This window comes from Sinomonas sp. RB5 (genome assembly GCF_054063535.1).
This window is the reverse complement of sequence record NZ_JBSSGJ010000019.1, coordinates 20,284-41,786: the sequence shown is the minus strand read 5'-3', so window position 1 is coordinate 41,786 and position 21,503 is coordinate 20,284. Positions and strand designations below refer to the sequence as shown.

General features: G+C 73.2%; 18 protein-coding genes. 8 read left to right on the top strand and 10 right to left on the bottom strand.

Going from position 1 to position 21,503, the window contains the following annotated elements:
* Positions 1 to 70 precede the first annotated feature (70 nt).
* Positions 71 to 331, top strand: a complete 261-nt coding sequence (locus ACVWWH_RS17845) for a DUF4235 domain-containing protein (protein WP_066500541.1) — start codon at positions 71 to 73, stop codon at positions 329 to 331.
* Positions 332 to 849: 518 nt separating this feature from the next.
* Here ACVWWH_RS17845 and mnhG read toward each other — a convergent pair.
* Genes mnhG through ACVWWH_RS17815 form a run of 6 tightly spaced genes read right to left on the bottom strand, consistent with a single transcriptional unit; the run spans position 850 to position 7,228 of the window.
* The gene (gene mnhG, locus ACVWWH_RS17840; RefSeq protein ID WP_457317467.1) at positions 850 to 1,239 is read right to left on the bottom strand and encodes a monovalent cation/H(+) antiporter subunit G; all 390 of its coding nucleotides are present in this window, start codon (positions 1,237 to 1,239) and stop codon (positions 850 to 852) included.
* Positions 1,236 to 1,502 (bottom strand): monovalent cation/H+ antiporter complex subunit F, encoded by a 267-nt coding sequence (locus ACVWWH_RS17835; RefSeq protein WP_066502787.1) that lies wholly within the window; start codon positions 1,500 to 1,502, stop codon positions 1,236 to 1,238. Before ACVWWH_RS17835 ends, mnhG begins: the two co-directional genes overlap by 4 nt.
* A 17-nt stretch (positions 1,503 to 1,519) precedes the next feature.
* Positions 1,520 to 2,107, bottom strand: a complete 588-nt coding sequence (locus ACVWWH_RS17830) for a Na+/H+ antiporter subunit E (RefSeq protein WP_066500545.1) — start codon at positions 2,105 to 2,107, stop codon at positions 1,520 to 1,522.
* Positions 2,104 to 3,678: a Na+/H+ antiporter subunit D gene (locus ACVWWH_RS17825; protein WP_457317466.1), complete on the bottom strand. Its 1,575-nt coding sequence runs from the start codon at positions 3,676 to 3,678 to the stop codon at positions 2,104 to 2,106. Before ACVWWH_RS17825 ends, ACVWWH_RS17830 begins: the two co-directional genes overlap by 4 nt.
* Entirely contained in the window at positions 3,675 to 4,181 is a 507-nt protein-coding gene (locus tag ACVWWH_RS17820; protein WP_084249613.1) for a Na(+)/H(+) antiporter subunit C, read from the bottom strand. Before ACVWWH_RS17820 ends, ACVWWH_RS17825 begins: the two co-directional genes overlap by 4 nt.
* On the bottom strand, positions 4,178 to 7,228 hold the full coding sequence (locus ACVWWH_RS17815) for a Na+/H+ antiporter subunit A (protein WP_457317465.1): 3,051 nt from the start codon (positions 7,226 to 7,228) through the stop codon (positions 4,178 to 4,180). Before ACVWWH_RS17815 ends, ACVWWH_RS17820 begins: the two co-directional genes overlap by 4 nt.
* 116 nt (positions 7,229 to 7,344) lie before the next feature.
* Here ACVWWH_RS17815 and ACVWWH_RS17810 point away from each other — a divergent pair, with 116 nt between their 5' ends.
* The 4 genes from ACVWWH_RS17810 to ACVWWH_RS17795 all read left to right on the top strand — a co-directional run bounded on the left by ACVWWH_RS17810 (position 7,345) and on the right by ACVWWH_RS17795 (position 11,579).
* Positions 7,345 to 8,724: an MFS transporter gene (locus ACVWWH_RS17810; RefSeq protein ID WP_457317464.1), complete on the top strand. Its 1,380-nt coding sequence runs from the start codon at positions 7,345 to 7,347 to the stop codon at positions 8,722 to 8,724.
* Between the two features lie 209 nt (positions 8,725 to 8,933).
* Positions 8,934 to 9,416 (top strand): cation:proton antiporter regulatory subunit, encoded by a 483-nt coding sequence (locus ACVWWH_RS17805; protein ID WP_457317463.1) that lies wholly within the window; start codon positions 8,934 to 8,936, stop codon positions 9,414 to 9,416.
* Between the two features lie 6 nt (positions 9,417 to 9,422).
* On the top strand, positions 9,423 to 10,613 hold the full coding sequence (locus tag ACVWWH_RS17800; RefSeq protein ID WP_066500563.1) for a cation:proton antiporter: 1,191 nt from the start codon (positions 9,423 to 9,425) through the stop codon (positions 10,611 to 10,613).
* Positions 10,614 to 10,745: 132 nt separating this feature from the next.
* The gene (locus ACVWWH_RS17795) at positions 10,746 to 11,579 is read left to right on the top strand and encodes an ACT domain-containing protein (RefSeq protein ID WP_066500566.1); all 834 of its coding nucleotides are present in this window, start codon (positions 10,746 to 10,748) and stop codon (positions 11,577 to 11,579) included.
* A 56-nt stretch (positions 11,580 to 11,635) separates the two neighbouring features.
* Here the strand turns inward: ACVWWH_RS17795 and ACVWWH_RS17790 are convergent, their stop codons facing one another.
* The 4 genes from ACVWWH_RS17790 to ACVWWH_RS17775 form a co-directional block, all read right to left on the bottom strand.
* Positions 11,636 to 12,277, bottom strand: coding sequence for a LutC/YkgG family protein (locus tag ACVWWH_RS17790; protein ID WP_066500569.1), 642 nt, complete (start codon positions 12,275 to 12,277; stop codon positions 11,636 to 11,638).
* Positions 12,274 to 13,800: a lactate utilization protein B gene (locus ACVWWH_RS17785; RefSeq protein WP_457317462.1), complete on the bottom strand. Its 1,527-nt coding sequence runs from the start codon at positions 13,798 to 13,800 to the stop codon at positions 12,274 to 12,276. The genes ACVWWH_RS17790 and ACVWWH_RS17785 overlap by 4 nt, the downstream gene beginning before the upstream one ends.
* Positions 13,797 to 14,654, bottom strand: a complete 858-nt coding sequence (locus tag ACVWWH_RS17780) for a (Fe-S)-binding protein (RefSeq protein ID WP_457317461.1) — start codon at positions 14,652 to 14,654, stop codon at positions 13,797 to 13,799. The genes ACVWWH_RS17785 and ACVWWH_RS17780 overlap by 4 nt, the downstream gene beginning before the upstream one ends.
* A 128-nt stretch (positions 14,655 to 14,782) precedes the next feature.
* Positions 14,783 to 17,698, bottom strand: coding sequence for an FAD-binding and (Fe-S)-binding domain-containing protein (locus tag ACVWWH_RS17775; protein ID WP_457317460.1), 2,916 nt, complete (start codon positions 17,696 to 17,698; stop codon positions 14,783 to 14,785).
* 155 nt (positions 17,699 to 17,853) lie between these two features.
* Here ACVWWH_RS17775 and ACVWWH_RS17770 point away from each other — a divergent pair, with 155 nt between their 5' ends.
* The 3 genes from ACVWWH_RS17770 (at position 17,854) to ACVWWH_RS17760 (ending at position 21,490) form a co-directional block, all read left to right on the top strand.
* The gene (locus ACVWWH_RS17770) at positions 17,854 to 19,536 is read left to right on the top strand and encodes an L-lactate permease (RefSeq protein WP_457317459.1); all 1,683 of its coding nucleotides are present in this window, start codon (positions 17,854 to 17,856) and stop codon (positions 19,534 to 19,536) included.
* 102 nt (positions 19,537 to 19,638) lie between these two features.
* On the top strand, positions 19,639 to 20,343 hold the full coding sequence (locus ACVWWH_RS17765; RefSeq protein WP_066500578.1) for a FadR/GntR family transcriptional regulator: 705 nt from the start codon (positions 19,639 to 19,641) through the stop codon (positions 20,341 to 20,343).
* A 178-nt stretch (positions 20,344 to 20,521) separates the two neighbouring features.
* Positions 20,522 to 21,490 carry a hypothetical protein gene (locus ACVWWH_RS17760; protein ID WP_457317458.1) on the top strand — a complete coding sequence of 323 codons (969 nt, stop codon included), beginning with the start codon at positions 20,522 to 20,524 and terminating at the stop codon, positions 21,488 to 21,490.
* The last annotated feature ends 13 nt before the right edge of the window (positions 21,491 to 21,503 follow it).

The window sequence follows — 21,503 nt, the reverse complement described above, 5'->3', positions numbered from 1 at the left end:
GCGCGCCCTGCGCCCGCCGTGACGGCCGAAACCCGGGGCGGCCGGCCCCGCGCACGTTAGGCTGGCCACCATGAGCATCCTCATCAAGCTCCTCGGGACCGCCATCAGCATCGGCGCCGGGATCGTGGCCACCAAGCTCGTCGACTTCGTCTGGGAGAAGAGCACCGGGAGCGCCCCGCCCAAGGACGCGACCAACCTCGAGGAGAGCCTGCGGGACACGCTCGTGTTCGCCCTCGTCTCCGCCGGGGTCGGCGCCGTGATCCAGACCCTCACCCAGCGCTACACGCAGCGCGCCATCGCCAACTTCAAGAAGACTCCCGAGCTCACCTGAGCCCCGCCCCCTCCCTGGGGCACGCGCTCTTCTGAGGGGCAGCTCCTGTGGGGCAGCTCCTGGGAGTCAGCTCCTGTGGGGCAGCTTCTGGGAGTCAGCTCCTGCGAGCGATTCCGACCGGCTTTGGCCCCTCCCTGCGGCGTGTCGTCCGGCGCAGCGGCGTGTCGGGATGGTCTCCCACCGAAAGCCGGTCGGTTCCACCGGCCGCTGGCGAGCCCGCGGCCAGGCGACGGACGCGCACGACGCCGGCCGCCCGCCGTCGTGCGCCCGGGCCGCCTCACGCTGCGCGCGCCATCAGCACCGGGAAGCGCCCCCGCAACCCGCAGAAGCTGCCCCACAGAAACTGACCTTCAGAAGGTGACTCCCAGAAGCTGACCTTCACAAGGTGAGCCACAGGAGCTGACTCCCAGAACCTGACCTTCAGAAGGTGACCCGCAGAAGGTGACTCCCAGAAGCTGACCTTCAGAAGGTGACTCCCAGAAGCTGCCCTTCAGAAGGTGACTCCCAGACGGGAGGGGCTAGGGGGCGCCGCCGTCGGAGTCGTGCTCCCGTTCGACCCGGGCCACGACGTCCTCGAGCTCGTCGACGGAGAGGTTCCTCCGGTCGTAGTGCTTGGTCCGGTAGCCGGCCCGGCCGACCATGTGGGCCGAGACCGGCGCCGTCAGCAGCTGGAAGATCCACGCGACGGCGAGCAGCGGCACGAGGGCCCACGCCCGCCACTGCAGCCCCACGGCCGTGAGCAGCAGGAGGGAGCCGAGCACCTGCGGCTTGGTCGCGGCGTGCATGCGCGTGAGCAGGTCGGGGAAGCGCAGGAGCCCGATCGCGGCGGCGAGGGACAGCGCCGATCCGAGGACCATGAGCACGGCCGCCGCCCAGGTGAGCACGGCGTCGAGGGCGTCGGGGCTCACGGACGCCTCCTCTCCTGCACGAAGCGGGCCACGGTGACGGAGCCGATGAAGCCGATCAGCGTGATGCCCGCGACGAGGGCGAGGTGGTTCGTGTGCCGGTTGGCGGCCATGTCGAGCAGGAGCGCGCTGGCCACGACCACAAGGAGCACGTCGGCCGCGAGGACGCGGTCCAGCAGCGCCGGGCCCTTGATCATCCGCAGGATCGCGCCGAAGCCGGCGAGGGACAGCAGCACGCTGCAGACCGCGAGCACCCCGGGCATGATCTGCGCGGCGGCCCCGGTCATCCCAGGCCCCCCTCGCCCTTCTCGGCAGCGAGCATGCGGTCCAGGTGCGCCTCCTCCGTCACGAGTGCGAGTTCCTCCTTGGTGCCCATGATGCGGATCAGCTCGGCCTCGGCGGCCAGCACCTCGCGGCGCACCCGCTCCGCACCGGCCGCGTCCTCGACGTCGACGTAGTGCACGTAGAGCGTCGCGTTCGCGCGGTCGACGTCGACCACGAGCGAGCCCGGCACGAGCGAGATCACGTGGCCGGTGGCCGTGACCATGAGGTCCGCGTGGCTGCGCAGCGGCACGGCGACCACGGCGCTGCGCACCCGCGGCCCCTTGGCCACGGCGAGCCAGAGCAGCTGCACGCTCGCCGCGATGACCTGCCCCACGAACACGACCGCGTACCGGGCGGCGTGGAGCACGTTGAACCGGCCGCTCAGCTCCACCGGCGGCAGGTAGAACAGGCGCGTCACGACGAGCGCCACGATCACGCCGAAGACCAGGTTCCCGGGCGAGAAGTCCTGCCAGAGGGCACCCCACACGAGCACGAGCCATGCGAGCAGCGGCAGTTCGGTGCGCAGCGAGGTCCTGGGCCGGCTCATCGACGGCCCCCCACCGTGGCCTGGGTGTGGGCGGCGGCCGCCGCATCGGTGCCGAGGACCGCGGAGATGTACCCGGTGCGGTCCAGCATCTCCTGCGCGGACTGCGCGCTGAGCCGGAACAGCGGGCCGGCGAAGACGGTCAGGGCGAGCCCCACGGCGACGAGCCCCGCCGTCGCGCCCACCATCGACTTCGGCAGGGCGTTCGCCGCGGCGGGGGCCAGCAGCGCCCGGTCCGGCGCCTCCGCGTCCTCGGGCCGGCGCCAGAAGGCGCGGCTCCACACCCGGGCCATGGCCAGCAGGGTCAGCAGGCTCACCACGACGCCGGCCGCCACGAGCACGAGCGCGAGGGGCGTCCCCTGCTGCACACCGGCCTGCAGGAGGCCCAGCTTGCCGAGGAACCCGGACAGGGGCGGGATGCCGGAGAGGTTCATGGCCGGCAGGAAGTACAGCAGGGCCAGCAGGGGCGAGAGCTTCGCCAGGCCGCCGAGCCGGTCGATCGAGGACGAGCCGGCGCGCCGCTCCACGAGCCCGGCCACGAGGAAGAGGGATGTCTGGACCGTGATGTGGTGCACCACGTAGTACACCGCGGCGGCAAGCCCGAGGACCGAGCTCAGGGCCGTGCCGAAGACCATGTAGCCGATGTGGCTGACGAGGGTGAAGGACAGCAGCCTCTTGATGTCCGTCTGGGCGATCGCGCCGAGGATGCCCACCACCATCGTGGCCAGGGCCACGACCATGAGCGGGGCGTTGAGCGTGTCCCCGGGGAACAGCAGCGTCTCGGTGCGGATGATCGCGTACACGCCGACCTTGGTCAGCAGGCCCGCGAACACCGCCGTCACGGGCGCGGGCGCCGTCGGGTAGGAGTCCGGCAGCCAGAAGGACAGCGGGAACACGGCCGCCTTGATCCCGAAGGCCACGAGCAGCATCGAGTGCAGGAGCGTCCGCGTGCCGGGGTCGAGCTGGCCGAGCTTGACCGCGAGGTCGGCCATGTTCACCGTGCCCGTCGCGCCGTAGACCATGGCGATCGCGATGAGGAACAGCAGCGAGGACACGACGCTGACCACCACGTAGGTGACGCCAGCGCGGATGCGGGGCCCGGTGCCGCCGAGGGTCATGAGCACGTAGCTGGCGGTCAGGAGGATCTCGAAGCCGACGTAGAGGTTGAACAGGTCGCCCGCGAGGAACGCGTTGGAGACGCCCGCGACGAGGATCATGTAGCTGGGGTGGAAGACGGAGATGGGCCCGTCCTTGTCCCCGTCCGCCATGCCCTGCCCGGTGGCGTACACGAGCACGGCGAGGCTCACCGTCGTCGAGATGACGAGCATGAGCGAGGAGAACTGGTCCACGACCATGGTGATGCCGAACGGCGGCAGCCACCCGCCGATCGTCACGGCCGAGGTGCCCCCGTCCCACACGGACGCGAGGAGCACGCACTCGAGGACCAGGGTGAGGGCGAGGACGGAGATCGTGACCGTCCGCTGGGCGCGCTCCTGGCGCAGGAGCACGAAGGCGAGGGCGGCCCCGAAGATGGGGAGGACGACGGCGAGCGGCGCCAGGCTGGCGATGTTCACTCCCGCTCCGCCTCCTTCCGCTGGAGGGCATGGGACCGGGGATCGGGCGCGGAGAGGACCGCCTGGTCGGCGGCCGCCGCGGCCTCTGGGCTCGGGAACTCGGACGGGTCGTCGGGGACGTCGGCGTCGTCCTCGGCGTCCCAGCTGGGCTGGGCGGCGACCCGGCGGTCCTCGAGGTCGTCCGCGACGACGTCGGCGCGGCCCAGCTGCCACGTCCGGTAGACGAGGGCGAGCAGGAACGCGGTCACGGCGAACGAGATGACGATCGAGGTGAGGATCAGGGCCTGCGGGAGCGGGTCGCTGTAGGCGGCCGCGGAGGTGCCCCTGGTGACGAGCGGGGCGAGTCCGGCGCCGCCGCCGGTGGCCAGCAGCAGGACGTTGGCGCCGTTGGTCAGCAGCATGAGCCCGAGGAGCACGCGGGTAAGGGAGCGCTCGAGCAGCAGGTAGATGCCCGTGGCGAAGAGGAGCCCGGCGAGGATGGCCAGGGTGAGGTTGACGGTCATCGCGCGGCCCCCTCGCACTCGGCCTTGCTCCTGCGGGCCTCGGCCTTCGCGGCGGCCTCGATCTGCTCGTCGATGCCCGAGCCGAGGCTGCGCAGCACATCGATCACGAGCCCCACGACCACGAGGTACACGCCGACGTCGAAGATCGTCGAGGTCACGAACTTCACGTCACCGAAGACCGGGAGCCAGATCGTCAGGATGGCGCTCTGGAAGACCTCTGCGCCGGCCGCGAGCGGAACGGCCGCGGAGAGCGCCGCCGTGGCCAGGCCGATTCCGAGGACTGCGCCCGGGCTGACCGGTGCGGCCTCGTGCAGCTCGAAGCGGCCCCCCGCGAGGTATCGGACGGTGAGCGCGAGCCCGGCGACGAGGCCGCCGGCGAACCCGCCGCCCGGGAAGTTGTGCCCGGCCAGGAGCAGGTACACCGAGAAGACGATCATGGAGTGGAAGAGGAGCCGGGTGACGACCTCGAAGATGATCGAGCGGCGCTCGGGGGCGAGCGTGCGCCCGGCCACGAGCCAGGGGTCGCGCTCCACCGTGGCGAACGTGCGGGCCACGGCGAGCTCGGCCGCTCCGCGGGAACGCGCCTCGACGCCGCGCACGCGGCCGATGCTGCCCGTGGGCACGTCCGCGGTCGCCGTGAGGGCGCGTCCGCGGTGCCGGATGAAGATCAGGCTCGCGATCCCGGTCGCGGCGAGCGCGAGGACCGAGATCTCGCCGAACGTGTCCCACGCCCGCAGGTCCACGAGGGTGACGTTGACGATGTTCAGGCCGCCCCCGCCGCTGTAGGCGAGGTCGGGGAACTGCAGCGAGATGGGCTCGACGACCCGCGCGCCCATGGCCGCGAGCCCCGCGAGCACCATGGCGGTGCCGAACGCGGCGGCGATGACGATGCGCGCCGCGCGGTACCGGCCGCCCGTGCGGTCCCGCAGCTGCGGGGGCAGGCTGCGCAGGCCCAGGACGAACGCCACGAGCACGATCGTCTCGACCAGCATCTGCGTCACGGCGAGGTCCGGGGCGCCCTGCAGCGCGAAGATGAGCGCGATGCCGTACCCGGTGATGGAGACCATGAGGACCGCGAGGAAGCGCTTGTTGGCCCGCACCGCCGCGAGCGCGCCGACGGCGATCGCGGCCCCGATCACCGGAATGAGCGGCGAGCCAGGGTCCACGAGCGTGACGCGCTCGGGCGGGGGCAGGGGCACCCCGCCGGTCAGGAGCACCGAGAGCGGCACGATCGCGGCCACGGCGAGGATCACGGCCAGGTAGAAGAAGAGGGAACCGCGCTGGGTCCGGCCCGTGACCCAGATGGCCGCCTGGTCCACCGCGCCGATGAGGGCCCGGTAGCCGCGCTCGGCGTCCGCCGGCACGTTCGCGCGGGCCTGGGCGCGGCCCACGGCGTCCCGCCGTGCGAACAGGGCAGCGCCGAGGATCCACCCGGCCGCCGAGAGGGCCAGGGGCAGGCCGATGCCGTGCCACGCCGCGAGGTGCGGCAGCGGCGCGGGCGAGGGGCCGGCGTCGTGCGCCGCGGCGGCACCTGCCGCCACGGACGCCGCATACGGGGCCGCCCACGCGCCCACCGGGGCGGGCCACAGGCCGTACACGAGGCCGGCGAGCGCAAGGAGCGCCGGGGCGAGGGCGAACAGCGGGGTGATGGGGGTGAAGGGAGTGTCCGCCACCCCCGGCTTGCGCGCGAACGCCCCCCACACGAACCGGGCGCTGTAGGCCACGGTCAGCGCCGAACCGAGGGCGAAGCCGACGAGGAGGACGGCCTCCCACCCGGCCGGCAGGGGCGTGTGCGCGAAGGCGTCGAAGATGGCCTCCTTGGCCACGAACCCGCCGAACAGCGGCAGCCCGGCCATCGACGCCGCGGCGAGGGTCCCCGCCGCGGCGAGGGCGCGGGAGCGGCCGAACACGCCCGAGAGGCGGCGCAGGTCGCGGGTGCCGGTCTGGTGGTCGATGATCCCGACCACGAGGAACAGGGCGGCCTTGAACAGCGCGTGGGCCACGACCATGGCGAGCCCGGCCAGCGCCGCCGAGGGCGTGCCGAGGCCCACGACGGCGATCATGAATCCGAGCTGGCTCACGGTGCCGAACGCGAGGATGAGCTTGATGTCGTGCTGGCGCAGCGACCGGTACCCGCCCAACAGCATGGTCGCGAGCCCGAAGGCGAGGACCACCGGCTGCCAGTATGCGGTCGCGGCCAGGGCGGGGGCGAGCCGGGCCACGAGGTACACGCCGGCCTTGACCATCGCGGCCGCGTGCAGGTACGCCGAGACGGGGGTGGGGGCGGCCATGGCCGCCGGGAGCCAGAAGTGGAATGGCACGAGGGCCGACTTGCTCAGCGCGCCCACGAGCGTGAGCACCGCGCCGGCCGCGACGGGCACGGCCGTGGTCGGGTCGGCCACGAGGGCGGGCGCCTTCTCCAGCAGCGCCGAGATGCGGTACGTCCCGGCAGCCTCGCCCAGGAGGATCAGGCCCACGAGCATGGCCAGGCCCCCGGCGGTCGTGACCACGAGCGCCTGCAGGGCCGAGCGGCGGGCGGAGAGGCGCACGTTCGCGTAGCCGATGAGGAGGTAGGAGAGGACCGTGGTCAGCTCCCAGAAGATGAACAGGGCAATGAGGTCGTCCGCCGTGACGAGCCCGAACATCGCGCCCGCGAACGCGAGCATCTGCCCGCCGAAGCCGCCCAGGCCCGCGTCGCCGCGCTTGAAGTAGCGGGCGCAGTAGAGCAGGACGAGCGCACCCACCCCGAGCACGAGCAGGCACAGGACCCAGGCGAGCGGGTCCAGCCGGAAGGCCAACTGGACCCCGAGGGTGGGGACGAAGTCCCAGGATTCGACGATCCCGCGGGCCGGGGACGCCGCCGCGGCGCCGTGCGCGGCGGCGGCGACCGGGCCGGCGTCGTACGCCGACGGGCCCTGGAGGGCGAGCCACACGAGCGAGCCGGCCGGGACCGCCGCGAGGAGGAAGAACGCCGCCCGCCCCATCCGCTGGAAGATCCACGGCGCGCCAGCCGCCACTGTGAAGTGCAGGGCGAGGACTGGCAGCACAGGGACTCCGCTCGGTTGAAGGTTCAATTGTCAAACGTTGGGTGTGGCGGCACATCAGTTGGGTTCGGAGGCGCCAGTCTATCAATCGGGCCGAGCCCGGCCGCTAGAGTTCAGGTATGCAGGCGTCCGGCGTCTCCGAACTCGAACGGCACACCACGCCCGTGCGGCGGGGGCAGGTTCTGGCCTGGGCCGCGTGGGACTGGGGGTCCGCGGCCTTCAACGCCGTCATGACCACCTTCGTCTTCACCGTCTACCTCACGTCCAAGGCCTTCGGCGGCGAGGACCACGGCTCCGCCGTGCTGGGCGCGTGCCCGGGCGTCGCGGGACTCGGGATCGCGCTGCTCGCCCCGGTCTCGGGCCAGCGCTCCGACGCGGGCGGCCGGCGCAAGCTCTGGCTCGGCGTGCACACCGGCGTGGTCGCGCTGCTGACCGGACTGTGCTTCTTCGCGTTCCCGCGGCCCGAGTTCCTCCTGTACGGCGCGGCGCTCATCGCCGCGGGCCACGTGTTCAGCGAGCTCGCCGGCGTGAACTACAACGCGATGCTCGAGCAGATCGCCAGCCCCGCGACGATCGGCCGGGTCTCGGGGATCGGCTGGTCCGCCGGGTACTTCGGCGGGATCGTGGCGCTCCTGGCGGTGCTGGCGCTGTTCGTCCAGCCCGCCTTCCACTGGTTCGGCGCCTCCACCCAGGACTCGCTCAACCTCCGGCTCGTGGCGGTCTTCTCGATGCTGTGGATCATCGCGTTCTCGCTGCCGGTGATGTTCGCCGTCCCCGAGGTCCCGCGGCGCCCGGCCGCGCGGCTCGGGCTCTTCGCCTCCTACGGGCTGCTGTGGCGGCGGATCCGGGCGATCTGGGCCACGAGCCCGCACACCATCTACTTCCTCGCCGCCTCGGCCGTGTTCCGCGACGGGCTCGCCGCGGTGTTCACGTTCGGCGGGGTCATCGCCGCCGGGACGTTCGGGTTCTCCCTCTCCCAGGTGATCTTCTTCGCGATCTTCGGCAACGTGGTCGCCGCGGCCGGGGCCCTGCTCGGCGGCGTGCTCGACGACGTCGTGGGGCCCAAGCGCGTCATCATGGGCTCGCTCGTGGGCCTGATCGTCGCGGCCGCCGCAATCCTCGTGCTCGGCAACGGCACGTACGCGCTCGGCGGGTTCACCTGGACCGGGGCGCTGACGTTCTGGATCTTCGGACTGTTCCTGTGCCTGTTCGTGGGACCGGCCCAGGCGTCCGCCCGGGCGTACCTCGCCCGGCTCGCGCCCGACGGGGAGGCCGGGGAGCTGTTCGGCCTCTACGCCACGACCGGCCGGGCCGTGAGCTTCCTCGCGCCCACCCTGTTCAGCGTGTGCATCACAATCGCGACCCCCCTCGTCCCCGCCGGGCAGGCCCAGCGCTGGGGCATCGCGGGCATCATGGTGGTCCTCCTCGCGGGGCTGCTCGTGCTCCTGCCCGTGCGGCCGCCGGCGCGCGTGGCCACCGCGGTGGTGCCGGAAGCCTGACGCCACGCACGACGCCGGCCGCTCGCCGCCGTCGGCGTTCTCGCCCGCGGACTGCCCACGCAGAAGTGCACTTCTCGCCGCCTAGTCCGCCGGAGGCGCACTGCACCGCGAGAAGTGCACTTCCGCAGCTCGCGCCCGCTGGCCAGAACTCCGCTGACGGCCCCTGCCCGCCCCGGGCCCCCGCACGGACCGGCCACTAGAGTTGACCCATGAACGTTGACGAGACCGACCTCCCGGGGTTCGGGGTCCGCAAGGACTTCATGACCCAGTCGGGCCGCCGGCTCGGAGTCGTCACGCACCGCGACGGCGGGACCGAGCTCATCGTCTCCGCGTGGGACGACCCGGACACGTGCCAGGCGAGCATCCCCCTGACCGCCGACGAGGCGACCACCCTCGGCAACCTGCTCGGCGGCCAGAGGATCGTCATGCAGCTCACCGAGGAGCACCGCGAGGTCCCGGGCATCTCCACCCGCCAGTTCCACGTCGCGGCAGAGTCCCCGTACCGCGACCTGCCCATGGGCAAGGCCGCCGTCCGCACCCGCACGAACGTCTCGATCGTGGCGATCATGCGCGAGGGCGAGGTGCTCGCGGCGCCGGGGCCCGACGCCGTGCTCCGCACGGGCGACCTCATCGTCGCCGTCGGCACCGAGGAGGGCCTCGACCGGGCGGCTCAGATCCTCCGCAACGGCTGAGCCGCGATGGACCCCATCGCACTGACGCTGATCGAACTGGGGGCGGTCGTCTTCGCCTTGGGCCTGCTGGCGCGCCTCGCCGGACGGATCGGCATGTCCCCGATCCCCTTCTACCTCGTGGGCGGCCTGACGTTCGGCGCCGGAGGCCTCATCGACCTGGGCGGCGTGCGGGAGTTCGCCCACCTGTCCGGGGAGATCGGCGTCATCCTGCTCCTGCTCATGCTCGGGCTGGAATACACGGCGCAGGAGCTCGTCACGGGGCTGAAGACCTCGTGGCAGGCCGGTGTCATGGACCTGGTGCTGAACGCGCTGCCCGGGGCCGGGGTCGCGCTGCTGCTCGGCTGGGGCGGCGTCGGCGCCCTGGTCCTGGGCGGCGTCACGTACATCTCGTCCTCGGGGATCGTGGCCAAGGTCATCACCGACCTCGGGCGGCTCGGCAACCGCGAGACGCCCACCATCCTCGCGGTCCTCGTGTTCGAGGACCTCGCCATGGCCATCTATCTGCCGATCCTCACCGCGACCCTCGCCGGGGTGAGCTTCCTGGGCGGCCTGCAGACGGTGGGGATCTCCCTCGTCGTCGTAACCGTGGTCCTCCTGGTCGCGCTGCGGCACGGGCACCACGTCTCCAAGGCCGTCCACAGCGAGAACTCGGAGGTCTTCCTCCTCAACGTCCTCGGCCTCGCGCTCCTCGTGGCGGGGCTGGCCTCGGCGATGCAGGTCTCCGCGGCCGTGGGCGCCTTCATGCTCGGCATCGCGATCTCGGGCACGACGGCGCACCTCGCCTCCCGCCTGCTCGAGCCTCTGCGGGACCTCTTCGCCGCGATCTTCTTCGTCGCGTTCGGCCTCAACACGGACCCGACCACCATCCCGCCCGTGCTCGGGTGGGCCCTGCTGCTCGCCGTGGTCACCGCCGCGACGAAGTTCGTGACGGGCTGGTGGGCCGCCGCCCGCGCCGGGGTGGCCGTGCCGGGGCGGGCGCGCGCAGGCGCCGCGCTCATTGCGCGCGGCGAATTCTCGATCGTGATCGCTGGCCTCGCGGTCACCGCCGGCGCGGTCAACGACGAGCTCGCGGCCCTCGCGACCGCCTACGTGCTCCTCATGGCAGTCCTCGGGCCCCTCGCGGCGCGCTTCGTCGAGCCGGTCGTCAGGGCGGTCCGCCGCTCGGGCGCCCGCAAGGCCGCGGAGGCGCCTTCCTGAGCATTCCCGCCCGCGCGGCGCACGACGCCGGCCCCTCGCCCGGGCGGGCCGGACCGCCTGAGGGGAGCGCGCGGCGTCGGACTTAAACGCCCCCGCAACCGGTGCGAAACACCGCCGGGCTTGGATGGGGGCATGAGCATCTTCACGCACACGCCCCCTCCGTCCGAGCTGGCCTGCGACGTGTGCGGCCGGTACCCGGAGCCGACCAAGCTGAGGCTCATGCTCGCGAGCGTCGCGGCCACGCTGCCGATCGAGCTCGGGGCCAATGCGCTCCTGGTCGGCACGCACTGGCCGCTCGCTGTGCAGGTGGTGCTGCTGGCGGTGGTCTCGACCGCGCTCGTCATCTGGGTCGCGGAGCCCGGCGTGCGGCGGCTGTTCCGGTCGTGGCTGCACGCCCCGGCGCTGCGGCGGCGGCGCGAGCTGGGGCTCGCGCCCGCGCTGTGGCGCGCCCGGGCCACGCTGGCGGACACGCCCGGGGCGCTCGAGCACCTCACGCATGCGCTGGCCGGGCTCGGGGTGAACATCCTCTCGATCCAGGCCCAGCCCGTGCGCGGCGGGGTGGTGGACGAGCTCGTGCTCTCGGCGCCCGGCGGCCTGACCGAGGCAGACCTGCTGGACGCGCTCGCGGACGGCGGCGGGGCGGGGACCCGGGTCTGGCCCACCACCCCGCTGGCCCTGGCCGACGCGCCCACGCGGGCGCTCTCGCTCGCCGCCCAGGTCGCGGCCGCGCCCGCCGAGCTGCCGTACGCCGCCGCCGAGCTCCTTTCGGCCCAGCGCGTCCCGGCCGAGAAGGCGCTGCCCGATGCCTGGCACGCCGCCCGGACCGTGCTCAAGGTGCCCACGCCGTGGGACGCGCCGCTCGTGCTCATCCGCCCGGGCGTGCCGTTCACGCCGGCCGAGGAGGCGCGGGCGGCGCGGCTCGCCGAGCTGGCCGAGGTCGTTGAGCGGCAGCGCACGGCCCCCTGACCGCGTGGTCACCGCGCAAGAACACGTGGTTACCGCGCGAGCGCGCGAGATCGGGCCTAGCGGACGATCAGCACGTCCAGCGTCCGGGGCCCGTGGACTCCCTCGACGCGCTCGAGCTCGATGTCGCTCGTGGCGCTCGGACCGGAGATGAGCGTGAGCGGGCGCGTGACGTCGAGCCGTGCGAAGCCCTCCGGCACGATCCCCACGATCGTCTCGACCGGCACCACGCACACGTGGTGGTCCGGCACGAGCGAGATCGCGCGCCGCCCCTGGTCCGGGGACCCGTCCAGCACGATCGTGCCGGTCTCCGCAATGCTCACCGCAGACCCCGTCACCACGGCGCCGATCGCATCGAGACGGTCGACACCGAGCGGCTCCTCACGCGAGTCGGTGGCCCTCCGGTCGGCGAGGCTCGGGTGGAGCCAATCGGCCGGGAGCCCGGCGGGAGCCACGAAGGTCTTGCCCTCGAGCCGGGTCCTGATGGCCTCGGCCAGCTCCGCCGCCGCCACGACCTCGACCCGGGCCTTGTAGTCCTCGAGCCGGTCGACGAGGAGGTCGACGAGCTCGTCCTCGGTACGGCCCGACGTCGCGCGGTAGCCCGCTCCGGGCGCCGAAGCCCCGACCTCGCGCTCCCCCGGGGTGATGTCGGTGCCGAGGGCGGCGTGGATCCTGGCCAGGATGTCGTCGCGGGCGCTCACTTGCCCTCCCCTTCCTTGATGCCGTGTGGGTCAGCCGAGTTCTTCGCGCGCTTGGCCCACTGGGCCCGGAAGGACTCCGCGGGCGGGGCCGGGATGTCGCGGCTCTGCGTCCAGCCGGCGCCGAGGCCGGGCAGCTTCGAGATCACCCCGTCACGGCCCGCCGCGGCCTTCCCGAGCGGGAGCCCGCGCTCGAGCAGGCCCATGCGCGCGCCGTCGGACATCGCCCAGGACGCCCCCGCCATGGCGAGGTCGAACTGCGAGGGCAGGCGCCGCGCGCCCGGCCTCGAGCGCCGGGCCTCGACGTCCTCGCCGCGCAGGTGCACGAGGATCTCGGGGATGTTGATCTTCACCGGGCACGCGTCGAAGCACGCCCCGCACAGCGAGGAGGCGTACGGCAGGGACTTGTTCTCCTCGGCCTCGACGCCGGTGAGCAGCGGCGAGAGGATCGCGCCGATCGGCCCCGGGTAGGTGGACCCGTAGGCGTGGCCGCCGGCCCGCTCGTACACCGGGCACACATTCATGCAGGCCGAGCAGCGGATGCAGTGCAGGGCAGAGCGTCCGTGGCGGTCGGCGAGCGCCCGGGTGCGGCCGTTGTCCAGCAGCACCACGTGCACGTCCTTCGGTCCGTCGCCGGGCGTCGAACCGGTCCAGAGGGAGGTGTACGGGTTCATGCGCTCCCCGGTCGAGGAGCGCGGGAGCAGCTGCATGAAGACCCCCAGGTCCTCGGCCCGCGGGAGGACCTTCTCGATCCCCATGACGGTGATGAGCGTCTCGGGCAGGGTCAGGCACATGCGCCCGTTGCCCTCGGACTCGACCACGCCGAGGGTGCCGGTCTCGGCGATGCCGAAGTTGGCCCCGGAGATGGCCACCTTCGCCGAGAGGAACTTGCGGCGCAGGTGCGCGCGGGCGGCCATGGCGAGCCTGCGCGGCTCGTCCGTCAGCTCCGGGTCCACGCCGGGCATCTCGCGCAGGAAGATGTCGCGGATCTCGGTGCGGTTGCGGTGGATCGCGGGGACCAGGATGTGCGAGGGCTTGTCGTGGCCGAGCTGGACGATGAGCTCGGCGAGGTCCGTCTCGAAGGCCGCGATGCCGCGCTCCTCGAGGTACTCGTTGAGCCCGATCTCCTGGGTGGCCATGGACTTGACCTTGACCACCTCGCTCGAGCCGGTGGCGCGCACGAGGCCCTCGACGATCCGATTGGCCTCGGCCGCGTCGCGGGCCCAGTGGACGGTGCCGCCGCGCGCCGTGAACTGCTCCTCGAACTGGGCCAGCAGCTCGGGCAGGCGCTCCATCGCCTCGGCCTTGATCGCGGACCCGGCCTCCCGCAGCTCCTCCCAGTCTGGCAGCTCGGAGACCACGCGCAGGCGCTTGTCCCGGATGGTGTGGGTCGCGTGGCGCAGGTTCGCGCGCAGCTGGTCGTTCTGCAGCTCGCGGCGCGCGTAGCTCGGGAACGGCTCGGTCTCGGAGATGTTGCCGAAGCCGCGGGGCGGCAGGGCCGGCATGCCAAGGGACACCGTGCTCATCGGGCACCTCCGGGGGTCCCGGCGAGCGCGAGCTCGCCGTCGATGGTGAGGGGCTTCTCGCGCGTGGAGGCGAGCACCTCGGCGAGGTGGACGGTCCGCACGGGGCGGCCGGACGGCGTCGTGCGCTTCTCGCGGTGGAGGCCGCCGCCGATGTGCATGAGGCAGGAGGCGTCGCCGCCCGCGCAGGCGCCCGCGCCGGTGCCGCAGATGTTCGCGACCTTGTCCGCGAGCATCGCGGAGGAGACGTCCGCGTTCTTGATCGAGAAGGTGCCGCCGAAGCCGCAGCACTGCTCGGCCTCGGGGAGGTCCACGACCTCAAGGCCCTCGACCGAGGCGAGCAGCGAGCGCTGCCGGTCGCCGAGGTGGAGCAGGCGCATGCCGTGGCACGAGGGGTGGTACGTGATCGTGCCCGGGAGGTAGGAGCCGAGCTGCGCGGCCGCGTCGGCCACGCCGAGGACGTCCGTGAGGAGCTGGGCGAGCTCGTAGGTGCGGGCCCCGACCGCGTCTGCCCGGGCGGCGAGGGTGCCGTCCGCGCCCTTGACCCCGTGCTCGACGGCCCAGTCCGCCACCAGGGCGTGCTGGTGCTTGACCGAGGCCACGCACGAGCCCGACGGCGCGACGGCCACCTCGTACTCCCCGGTGTCGAAGCCGGACTCGAAGGTGCGGACGTGGTTGGCGACGACGGGCAGTGCCTCGGGGAAGTAGCCCGAGTTCACGTGCATCTGGCCGCAGCACGCCTGGCCGGCGGGGAACACGACCTCGTGCCCCAGCCGCTCCAGGATCTCCACGGTGGCCTGGGCGACCCGCGGGTACATCGCGTCGACGATGCAGGTCGCGAAGAGCGCGATTCTCATGCGTGTCCTCTCTGGGCCGCGGCGGCGAGCGCCCGGCCGTGTGGTCTGACCATACTATAGCGACGTGTGGCGGGTCACACCACACTATGACGAGGCGGCGGCCGCCCGCAGGACCGGGAACCGGAGGATCAGGGCCGCGTCGCCTCGGCGAGGAGCTCGAGGATGTGCCGGTAGGGGCGCTCGGTGGCGCGGGCCAGCCCGATCTCGCACGTGCGGTTGCTCGACGCGTACTCGGCGAACCGGCCGCCCCGTGCCCGCTCGGCCTCGGCGATCCCGCCGGCCTCGGGCGCGGTGGCCGAGGCGGTGAGCTCGGGGTGCAGGAGCCCGCGGTCCCCGGCGAACGCGCAGCACCCGGCCTCGGCCGGCGTGAAGACCTCGTCGGCGACGTGGGCGGCGATCGCCGCGAGCTGCGGCGTGGTCCGGGCGATCGTGCCCGAGCAGGTCGGGTGGAGCGCCACGGACGGGATCCGCCGGCCCACCGGCAGGCGCGGCAGCAGCCCCGCGGCGAACTCGACCGCATCCATGACCCTCAGCGCCGCGGGCGCCGACCCGGCCTCGGCCGCCGAGCGCAGCATGACCGCGAGCCCCTCGGCGCACGAGGAGGCGTCCACGACGATCGGCAGGCGCCCACCCTCGCTCGCCTCCACGAGCGCGGGGACCACGGTCGCGCGCATGTGCTCCCACCCGGCCGTCATGCCCTTGGACTTCCAGGGCGTGCCGCAGCACATCGAGCCCAGCCCCTCCGGGGTGCGCAGGCGGACGCCCGCGCGGTCGCACACGTCGAGGAACGCCCCGGACGCGCCGCCGGGGTGGCCGCCGGCCTCGGGGCCGAACATCGTGCCGATGCACGCGGCGAACAGCACGGCCTCCGCGGCGTCGTCCCGCCGCCGGGGACGCGCGGAGCCGCCGCCGGGGAGCCCGCCGTCGTACGCCGGGATGCCCTCGCCGAGGAGCTTCCGCACCAGCGCGGCAGCGCCCTCGATCGGGGCGGACGGCAACGCCTTCGCGACGCTCAGGGCGGCCCCGCCGGCACGGGAGGCCGCACCCCAGCCGCGCGCCGCGGCGTGCCAGGCCGCGGACTCGACGGGCCCCGCCGCGTCGGCGCGCAGCCGGCGGACGAGGTCGCCGGTGTTGATGCCCACCGGGCAGGCCGTGCCGCACATGCCGTCCACGGCGCACGTGGAGACGCCGGAGTAGTCGTAGCCGTCCATGATCTGCCGGGCGAGCTCCTCGTTGCCCTCGGCGCGGGCCTGCTCGGCGTCCCGGCGGAGGGTGATCCGCTGGCGCGGCGTGAGGGTGAGCGAGCGGGACGGGCACACGGGCTCGCAGTAGCCGCACTCGACGCAGCGGTCCACCTCCTCCTCGACCGTCGGGGTGACCTTGAGGTGGTCCAGGTAGGAGCGGGGGTCGTCGGAGAGGACGGCGCCGGGGTTGAGGACGCCGCGCGGGTCCGCCAGGCGCTTGATCTCCTGCATGACCTCGTACAGCTCGTCGCCGTACTGCCGGCGCACGTACGGGGCCATGATCCGGCCGGTCCCGTGCTCGGCCTTGAGCGTCCCGCAGGCGCCGAGCACGAGCTCCACGAGGTCCTCGGTGAAGTCCTCGTAGCGGCGGGTGTCCCCGCTGCCGAAGTCCTCGTTGAGCATGAAGTGCAGGTTGCCGTCCTTCGCATGGCCGAAGATCACCGGATCCGCATAGCCGTGCTGGGCGAGGAGGCCGGCGAGGTCGCGGGAGGCCTCGGCGAGGGCCGGGACGGGGACCGCGATGTCCTCGAGCAGCTGGCTCGTGCCGGACGGGCGCGCGCTCGCCACGGTCGAGTACAGCCCCTTGCGGACCTTCCACAGCGCGGCGCGCTCGCGCGGGTCCCGGGTCATCTCCACCGGCAGGGCCAGGCCCAGGCCCGCGAACAGCGCCGCCGAGGACGCCGCGCGGTCCGCGAGCTCCTCGGCGGTGCCCGCGGTGAACTCGACGAGCAGGGCGGCCGGATCGGGGACGTCGAGGGCGCGGATCTCCTCGGGGCAGTCGGGCAGGCGTGCCGAGACCCGCAGCGAGACCGCGTCCATGAGCTCGGCCGTGTCCGCGCCGGCGGCGACGAGCTCGGGCACCGCGGCCGCGGCGGCGCTCACGCCGGGGAACACGAGCAGGCCCGCGGCGACGTGCGGCTTCACCTCGACCGTGGCGAACACCGCCTCGGCCACGAACGCGAGGGTCCCCTCCGAGCCGATGACGAGGTGCACGAAGATGTCGAGAGGGTCCTCGAAGTCGAGGAACGCGTTGAGGCCGTAGCCCATCGTGTTCTTCATCGAGAACTGGTGCCGGATCCGCGCCACCGAGTCGGGCGAGGCGAGGATGCGCCTCCGCAGCCGGAGGAGCCCCTCGTGCAGCTCGGGCTCACGGGCGGCGAAGACGGCCGACGCCGCGGGGTCGGCGGAGTCGAGGACCGTCCCCGAGGGCAGCACGAACGTCATCGACGTCAGGGTCCGGTAGGTGTTGGCCTCGGTGCCGCAGTGCATGCCGGAGGAGTTGTTGGCCACCACGCCGCCCACCGTGCACGCGATCTCGCTCGCCGGGTCGGGGCCGAGCGCGCGGCGGTGGCGGGCGAGACGGGCATTGACCGCGCGGACGGTCGCGCCGGGCTGGACACGCACGCGGCCACCGCCGTCGAGGACCTCGATGCCGGCGAAGTTCCGCCGCGTGTCGGCGAGGACCCCGGCGGTGAGGGCCTGCCCGGACAGGCTCGTCCCGCCCGAGCGGAACGTCACCGGCGTGGCGTGCCGGGCGGCGGCCGCGAGGAGGCCGGCCACGTCCGCGGCGCTGCGCGGAGCGGCGACGACGCTCGGGACGAGCAGGTAGTGCGAGGCGTCGTGGGCCTTCGCGTGCAGGTCGAGCGGGCGCGTCGTGACGGCCTCGGGGCCGAGGAGGTCCGCGAGCTCGGCGGCGAGGGCGTGCCCGGTCCCGGGGGCGGCGTCGGCCGCTGCAGCACCCCGGCGCGCGGTGCCGCCTGCGGGGCGGGGGCGGGAGCCCGGCGTCGTTCGCGTGGTCATAGAAGTCCTCCCGAGATGTGGTCTGACCATAGCACCACACCTGTGCCCCTTGTCACAAGCCCAAAAGTGTGTGCTAGGTTACGTGGTCGGACCACGACGGTCTGACCACACCGGCACCGGGGCCTCCCGGGCCGCCACGCCCGCAGGGAGCCCGTATGACCTTCACCCCCGTGACCGATCCGGTGGCCGGCAGCGTCGCCGTCTCAGCCCTGATCGGCCTCATCCCCCTCGTCGTCTTCTTCGTGCTGCTCGCGGTGGTGCGGACCAAGGCCCATGTGGCGGGCGCGTTCGCGCTGCTCGCGGCCCTCGTCGTCGCCGTCGCCGCCTACCGCATGCCCCTGGGCCTGGCCGGGCTTGCCGCGAGCCAGGGCGCCGTGTTCGGCGCGTTCCCCGTCTTCTGGATCGTCCTCATGGCGGTGTGGCTGTACCAGGTCACCGTCGTCTCGGGCCGGTTCGAGGACCTGCGGCGCATCTTCGACCGGATCGGCGGCGGGGACGTGCGCATCCAGGCCGTCCTCATCGCCTTCTGCTTCGGCGGCCTCATGGAGGCCCTCGCAGGCTTCGGCGCCCCGGTGGCGATCACGGCGACCATGCTCATGGCCATCGGGATCAAGCCGCTCCGGGCCGCCGCCACCGTCCTCGTGGCCAACACCGCGCCCGTCGCGTTCGGCGCGATCGCCATCCCGATCACCACCGCGGGGAGCCTCACCGGCATCCCGGCCGCGCACATCGGCGCCATCGTGGGCCGGCAGACCCCGCTCCTGGCGTTCGCCGTCCCCCTGCTCCTGCTGCTGATCGTGGACGGCTGGCGCGGCCTGCGCGACGCCTGGGCCCCGGCCCTCGTCACCGGCGTCACGTTCGGGCTCGCCCAGTTCCTCTGCTCCAACTACTTCTCCTACGAGCTCACCGACGTCGTCGCCTCCCTCGTCGGCCTCGGCGTGGCCATCCTGTTCCTGCGGGTCTGGACGCCGCGCGGCGCCGAGGCCGCCCGCGCCCGCCTCGGCGGCGTCCGCCCGGCGATGGCCGGCCCGGGTGCCACGGAGAAGGCCCTCTCCGCTCCCCGCGTGTGGCTCGCGCTCTTCCCGTACCTGCTGGTCGTGGTGGTCTTCGGCGCCGCCAACCTCTGGCGGCTCGGCGTGGACCTGCCCAAGGCCCTCGCCTCCACCAACATCGCGCTCCCGTGGCCGGTCCTGCACTCGGCCGTGGTGGCGGCCGACGGCAAGCCGCTGTCCTCGACCGTCTACAGCTTCCAGTGGCTCTCGAGCCCCGGGACCCTCCTGTTCCTGTGCGGGCTGGCCGTCGCGGCCGTCTACTCGTTCAACGACGGCGGCGGCCGCTACCGGGTGACCGTCGCCGGCGCGCTCGGCGAGCTGTGGCGGACGGCCGTGAAGATGCGGTTCGCGGCCCTGACGATCATGCTCGTCCTCGCCCTCGCCTACGTCATGAACCTCTCCGGCCAGACGGTCGCGATCGGCACGTGGCTCGCGGGCACCGGCGCGGCGTTCGCCTTCCTCTCCCCCATCCTCGGCTGGATCGGCACGGCCGTGACGGGCTCGGACACGTCCTCCAACGCCCTCTTCGCCAAGCTGCAGCAGACCGCAGGGCACGCCGCCGGCATCAACCCGGACCTGCTCGTCGCGGCCAACACGGCCGGCGGCGTGGTCGGCAAGCTCATCAGCCCGCAGAACCTCGCGATCGCCGCGACCTCGGTGGGGATGGACGGGCAGGAGTCCACGATCCTGCGCAAGGTGCTGTGGTGGAGCCTCGGGCTGCTGCTCGTGCTGTGCACGCTCGTGTTCCTGCAGTCGACCCCGGTGCTCGGGTGGATGCTCCCGTAGCCTGCGCTCCACGACGGCGAGCCCCCGCCCCGGCGCCCGACGCGCCGCGGGCGGGGGCCGGCGTCGTCCGTCCACGCGTGCCGCGTGCGGCAAGATGGGTCCATGTCTGAATCCGCCACCGGCCGCGCCCATGACGCCGTGCTGCGCCACATCGAGGACAGCCTCCGCTCCGGCGAGCTCAAGCTCGGCGACCGGCTGCCCGGCGAGCGTGCCCTCGCGGAGCAGTTCGGCATCTCGCGCGCGTCAGTCCGCGACGCGATCCGCTCCCTCGAGGTCATGGGCGTGGTCCGCTCCGCCACCGGGTCCGGGCCCAATTCCGGCACGATCGTGGTCTCGGACCCGTCCTCCGCCCTCGGGGTGGCCCTGCGCATGCATGTGGCCAGCCACCACCTGCCGGTCAAGGACGTGGTCGAGGCGCGCATCATGATGGAGACGTGGTCGCTCGAGCACGCGGCCTCCGCCGCGTGGAGCCCCGAGCAGCTCGACGACGCCCGCCGCCTCCTCGAGGCGATGGACGACGACGCGCTGCCGTCCCAGGTCTTCACCCTCCTCGACTCCCAGTTCCACGTGGCCCTCAGCACCCTGGCCGGGAACGTCGTGGTGAGCACCATGATGGAGTCGATGCGCGAGGCCATCCGCGGCTACATCGACGATGCCGTGGAGCGCCGCGGGGGCTGGGCCGAGGCCGTGGACACGCTGCGCGCACAGCACCGGGGCATCTTCGAGGCCGTCGAGGCGCGCGACGGCGAGCGCTCCGCCCGGCTCGTGCGCGAGCACATCGAGTGGTTCTACGGCCAGGCCATCTGAGCCCCCTCCCCTTCCCCCTCCCCTTCCCCCCTTCCCCCCCTTCCCCCCCCGGGAAATGTTGACGTGAGCACGGTGCGCGGCCGCCGGACCGTGCACCACTCAACATTTCGCAGGCCCTCCGGCCCTTAGCCTGTGGATAACCGACGTGAGGCGCCGGGCACCGACGACGATGGCAAGCATGAACGTCCGCCGGCCGCTCCCGCCCGAACTCTCGGCACGCTCCTTCACTGTCGCTGAGGCGGCGATGCTCGGCATCGGCCGGGGGCGGCTTCGGGCCTCGGACCTCGTGGCCCCGACCCGGGGCGTGCGGGTCCCGTGGGGTGCCGCGATGGGTGCGGCGGCCGTGGTCCGCCCGCTGCAGGCCCTCCTGCCGGATGCCGTGGCCAGCTTCATCACGGCAGCGAAGATCTGGGGATTCCCGCTTCCACTCGACGCCGAGCGGGACCAGACACTGCATGTGACCCGACCCCTAGAAACGCCCGGCAGCACCCGCCCCGGGGTCGCGTGCCACAGGATGCGCCTCGCGGCCCGGGACGTCGTGACGATCGACGGCGTACTGGTCACCTCACGCGAGCGCACCTGGTTGGACCTCGCTGGCGTGCTGCCGTTCGAGCAGGTGGTCGCGATCGGCGACTACCTCGTCTGCGCGCACCCGCCCGGTTTCCCCGCCCCGCGGGAGCCCTGGGTCCCGCTCGAGCGGCTGCGCGGGTACGTGTCCGCGCAGCGGCGCGTCCGGGGGCTGCCGGCGGCCCGCCGGGCATCAGGACTGGTGCGCGTCGGAGCGGACTCCGTCCCGGAGACGCTGCTCCGGCTCGCCCTCGTCGAGGCAGGCCTGCCGGAGCCGACCTTGAACTATGTGATCAGGGACCCGATGGGCCGGGCAGTCGCATGGCCCGATCAGGCGTTCGTGGCACTGAGGTTCGCCATCCAGTACGACGGCGAGCACCACCGGACCGCGGAACAGCAGGCCTTGGACAATTGGCGCAACCGGGTGGTCGGGGATCTGGCGTGGGACCAGCTCATCGTCTCCGGTGCCGACGTCCGCCGGCGTGGATGGGGCGGAGTCGCGGCACTCGTGGGCTCGCGCCTCCACCGCCTGGAAGCCCTCCGCGCGGGAGCCCGCTCACGCGCTCAAATGCTGGCTTGAGCACGGTGCCGCC

Coding starts and splice junctions, on each gene's coding strand:
- ACVWWH_RS17845 (WP_066500541.1), top strand. CDS start 71: ATGAGCATCCTCATCAAGCTCCTCGGGACCGCCATCAGCATCGGCGCC.
- ACVWWH_RS17830 (WP_066500545.1), bottom strand. CDS start 2,107: ATGAGCCGGCCCAGGACCTCGCTGCGCACCGAACTGCCGCTGCTCGCA.
- ACVWWH_RS17820 (WP_084249613.1), bottom strand. CDS start 4,181: ATGACCGTCAACCTCACCCTGGCCATCCTCGCCGGGCTCCTCTTCGCC.
- ACVWWH_RS17810 (WP_457317464.1), top strand. CDS start 7,345: ATGCAGGCGTCCGGCGTCTCCGAACTCGAACGGCACACCACGCCCGTG.
- ACVWWH_RS17805 (WP_457317463.1), top strand. CDS start 8,934: ATGAACGTTGACGAGACCGACCTCCCGGGGTTCGGGGTCCGCAAGGAC.
- ACVWWH_RS17800 (WP_066500563.1), top strand. CDS start 9,423: ATGGACCCCATCGCACTGACGCTGATCGAACTGGGGGCGGTCGTCTTC.
- ACVWWH_RS17795 (WP_066500566.1), top strand. CDS start 10,746: ATGAGCATCTTCACGCACACGCCCCCTCCGTCCGAGCTGGCCTGCGAC.
- ACVWWH_RS17785 (WP_457317462.1), bottom strand. CDS start 13,800: ATGAGCACGGTGTCCCTTGGCATGCCGGCCCTGCCGCCCCGCGGCTTC.
- ACVWWH_RS17780 (WP_457317461.1), bottom strand. CDS start 14,654: ATGAGAATCGCGCTCTTCGCGACCTGCATCGTCGACGCGATGTACCCG.
- ACVWWH_RS17775 (WP_457317460.1), bottom strand. CDS start 17,698: ATGACCACGCGAACGACGCCGGGCTCCCGCCCCCGCCCCGCAGGCGGC.
- ACVWWH_RS17770 (WP_457317459.1), top strand. CDS start 17,854: ATGACCTTCACCCCCGTGACCGATCCGGTGGCCGGCAGCGTCGCCGTC.
- ACVWWH_RS17765 (WP_066500578.1), top strand. CDS start 19,639: ATGTCTGAATCCGCCACCGGCCGCGCCCATGACGCCGTGCTGCGCCAC.
- ACVWWH_RS17760 (WP_457317458.1), top strand. CDS start 20,522: ATGAACGTCCGCCGGCCGCTCCCGCCCGAACTCTCGGCACGCTCCTTC.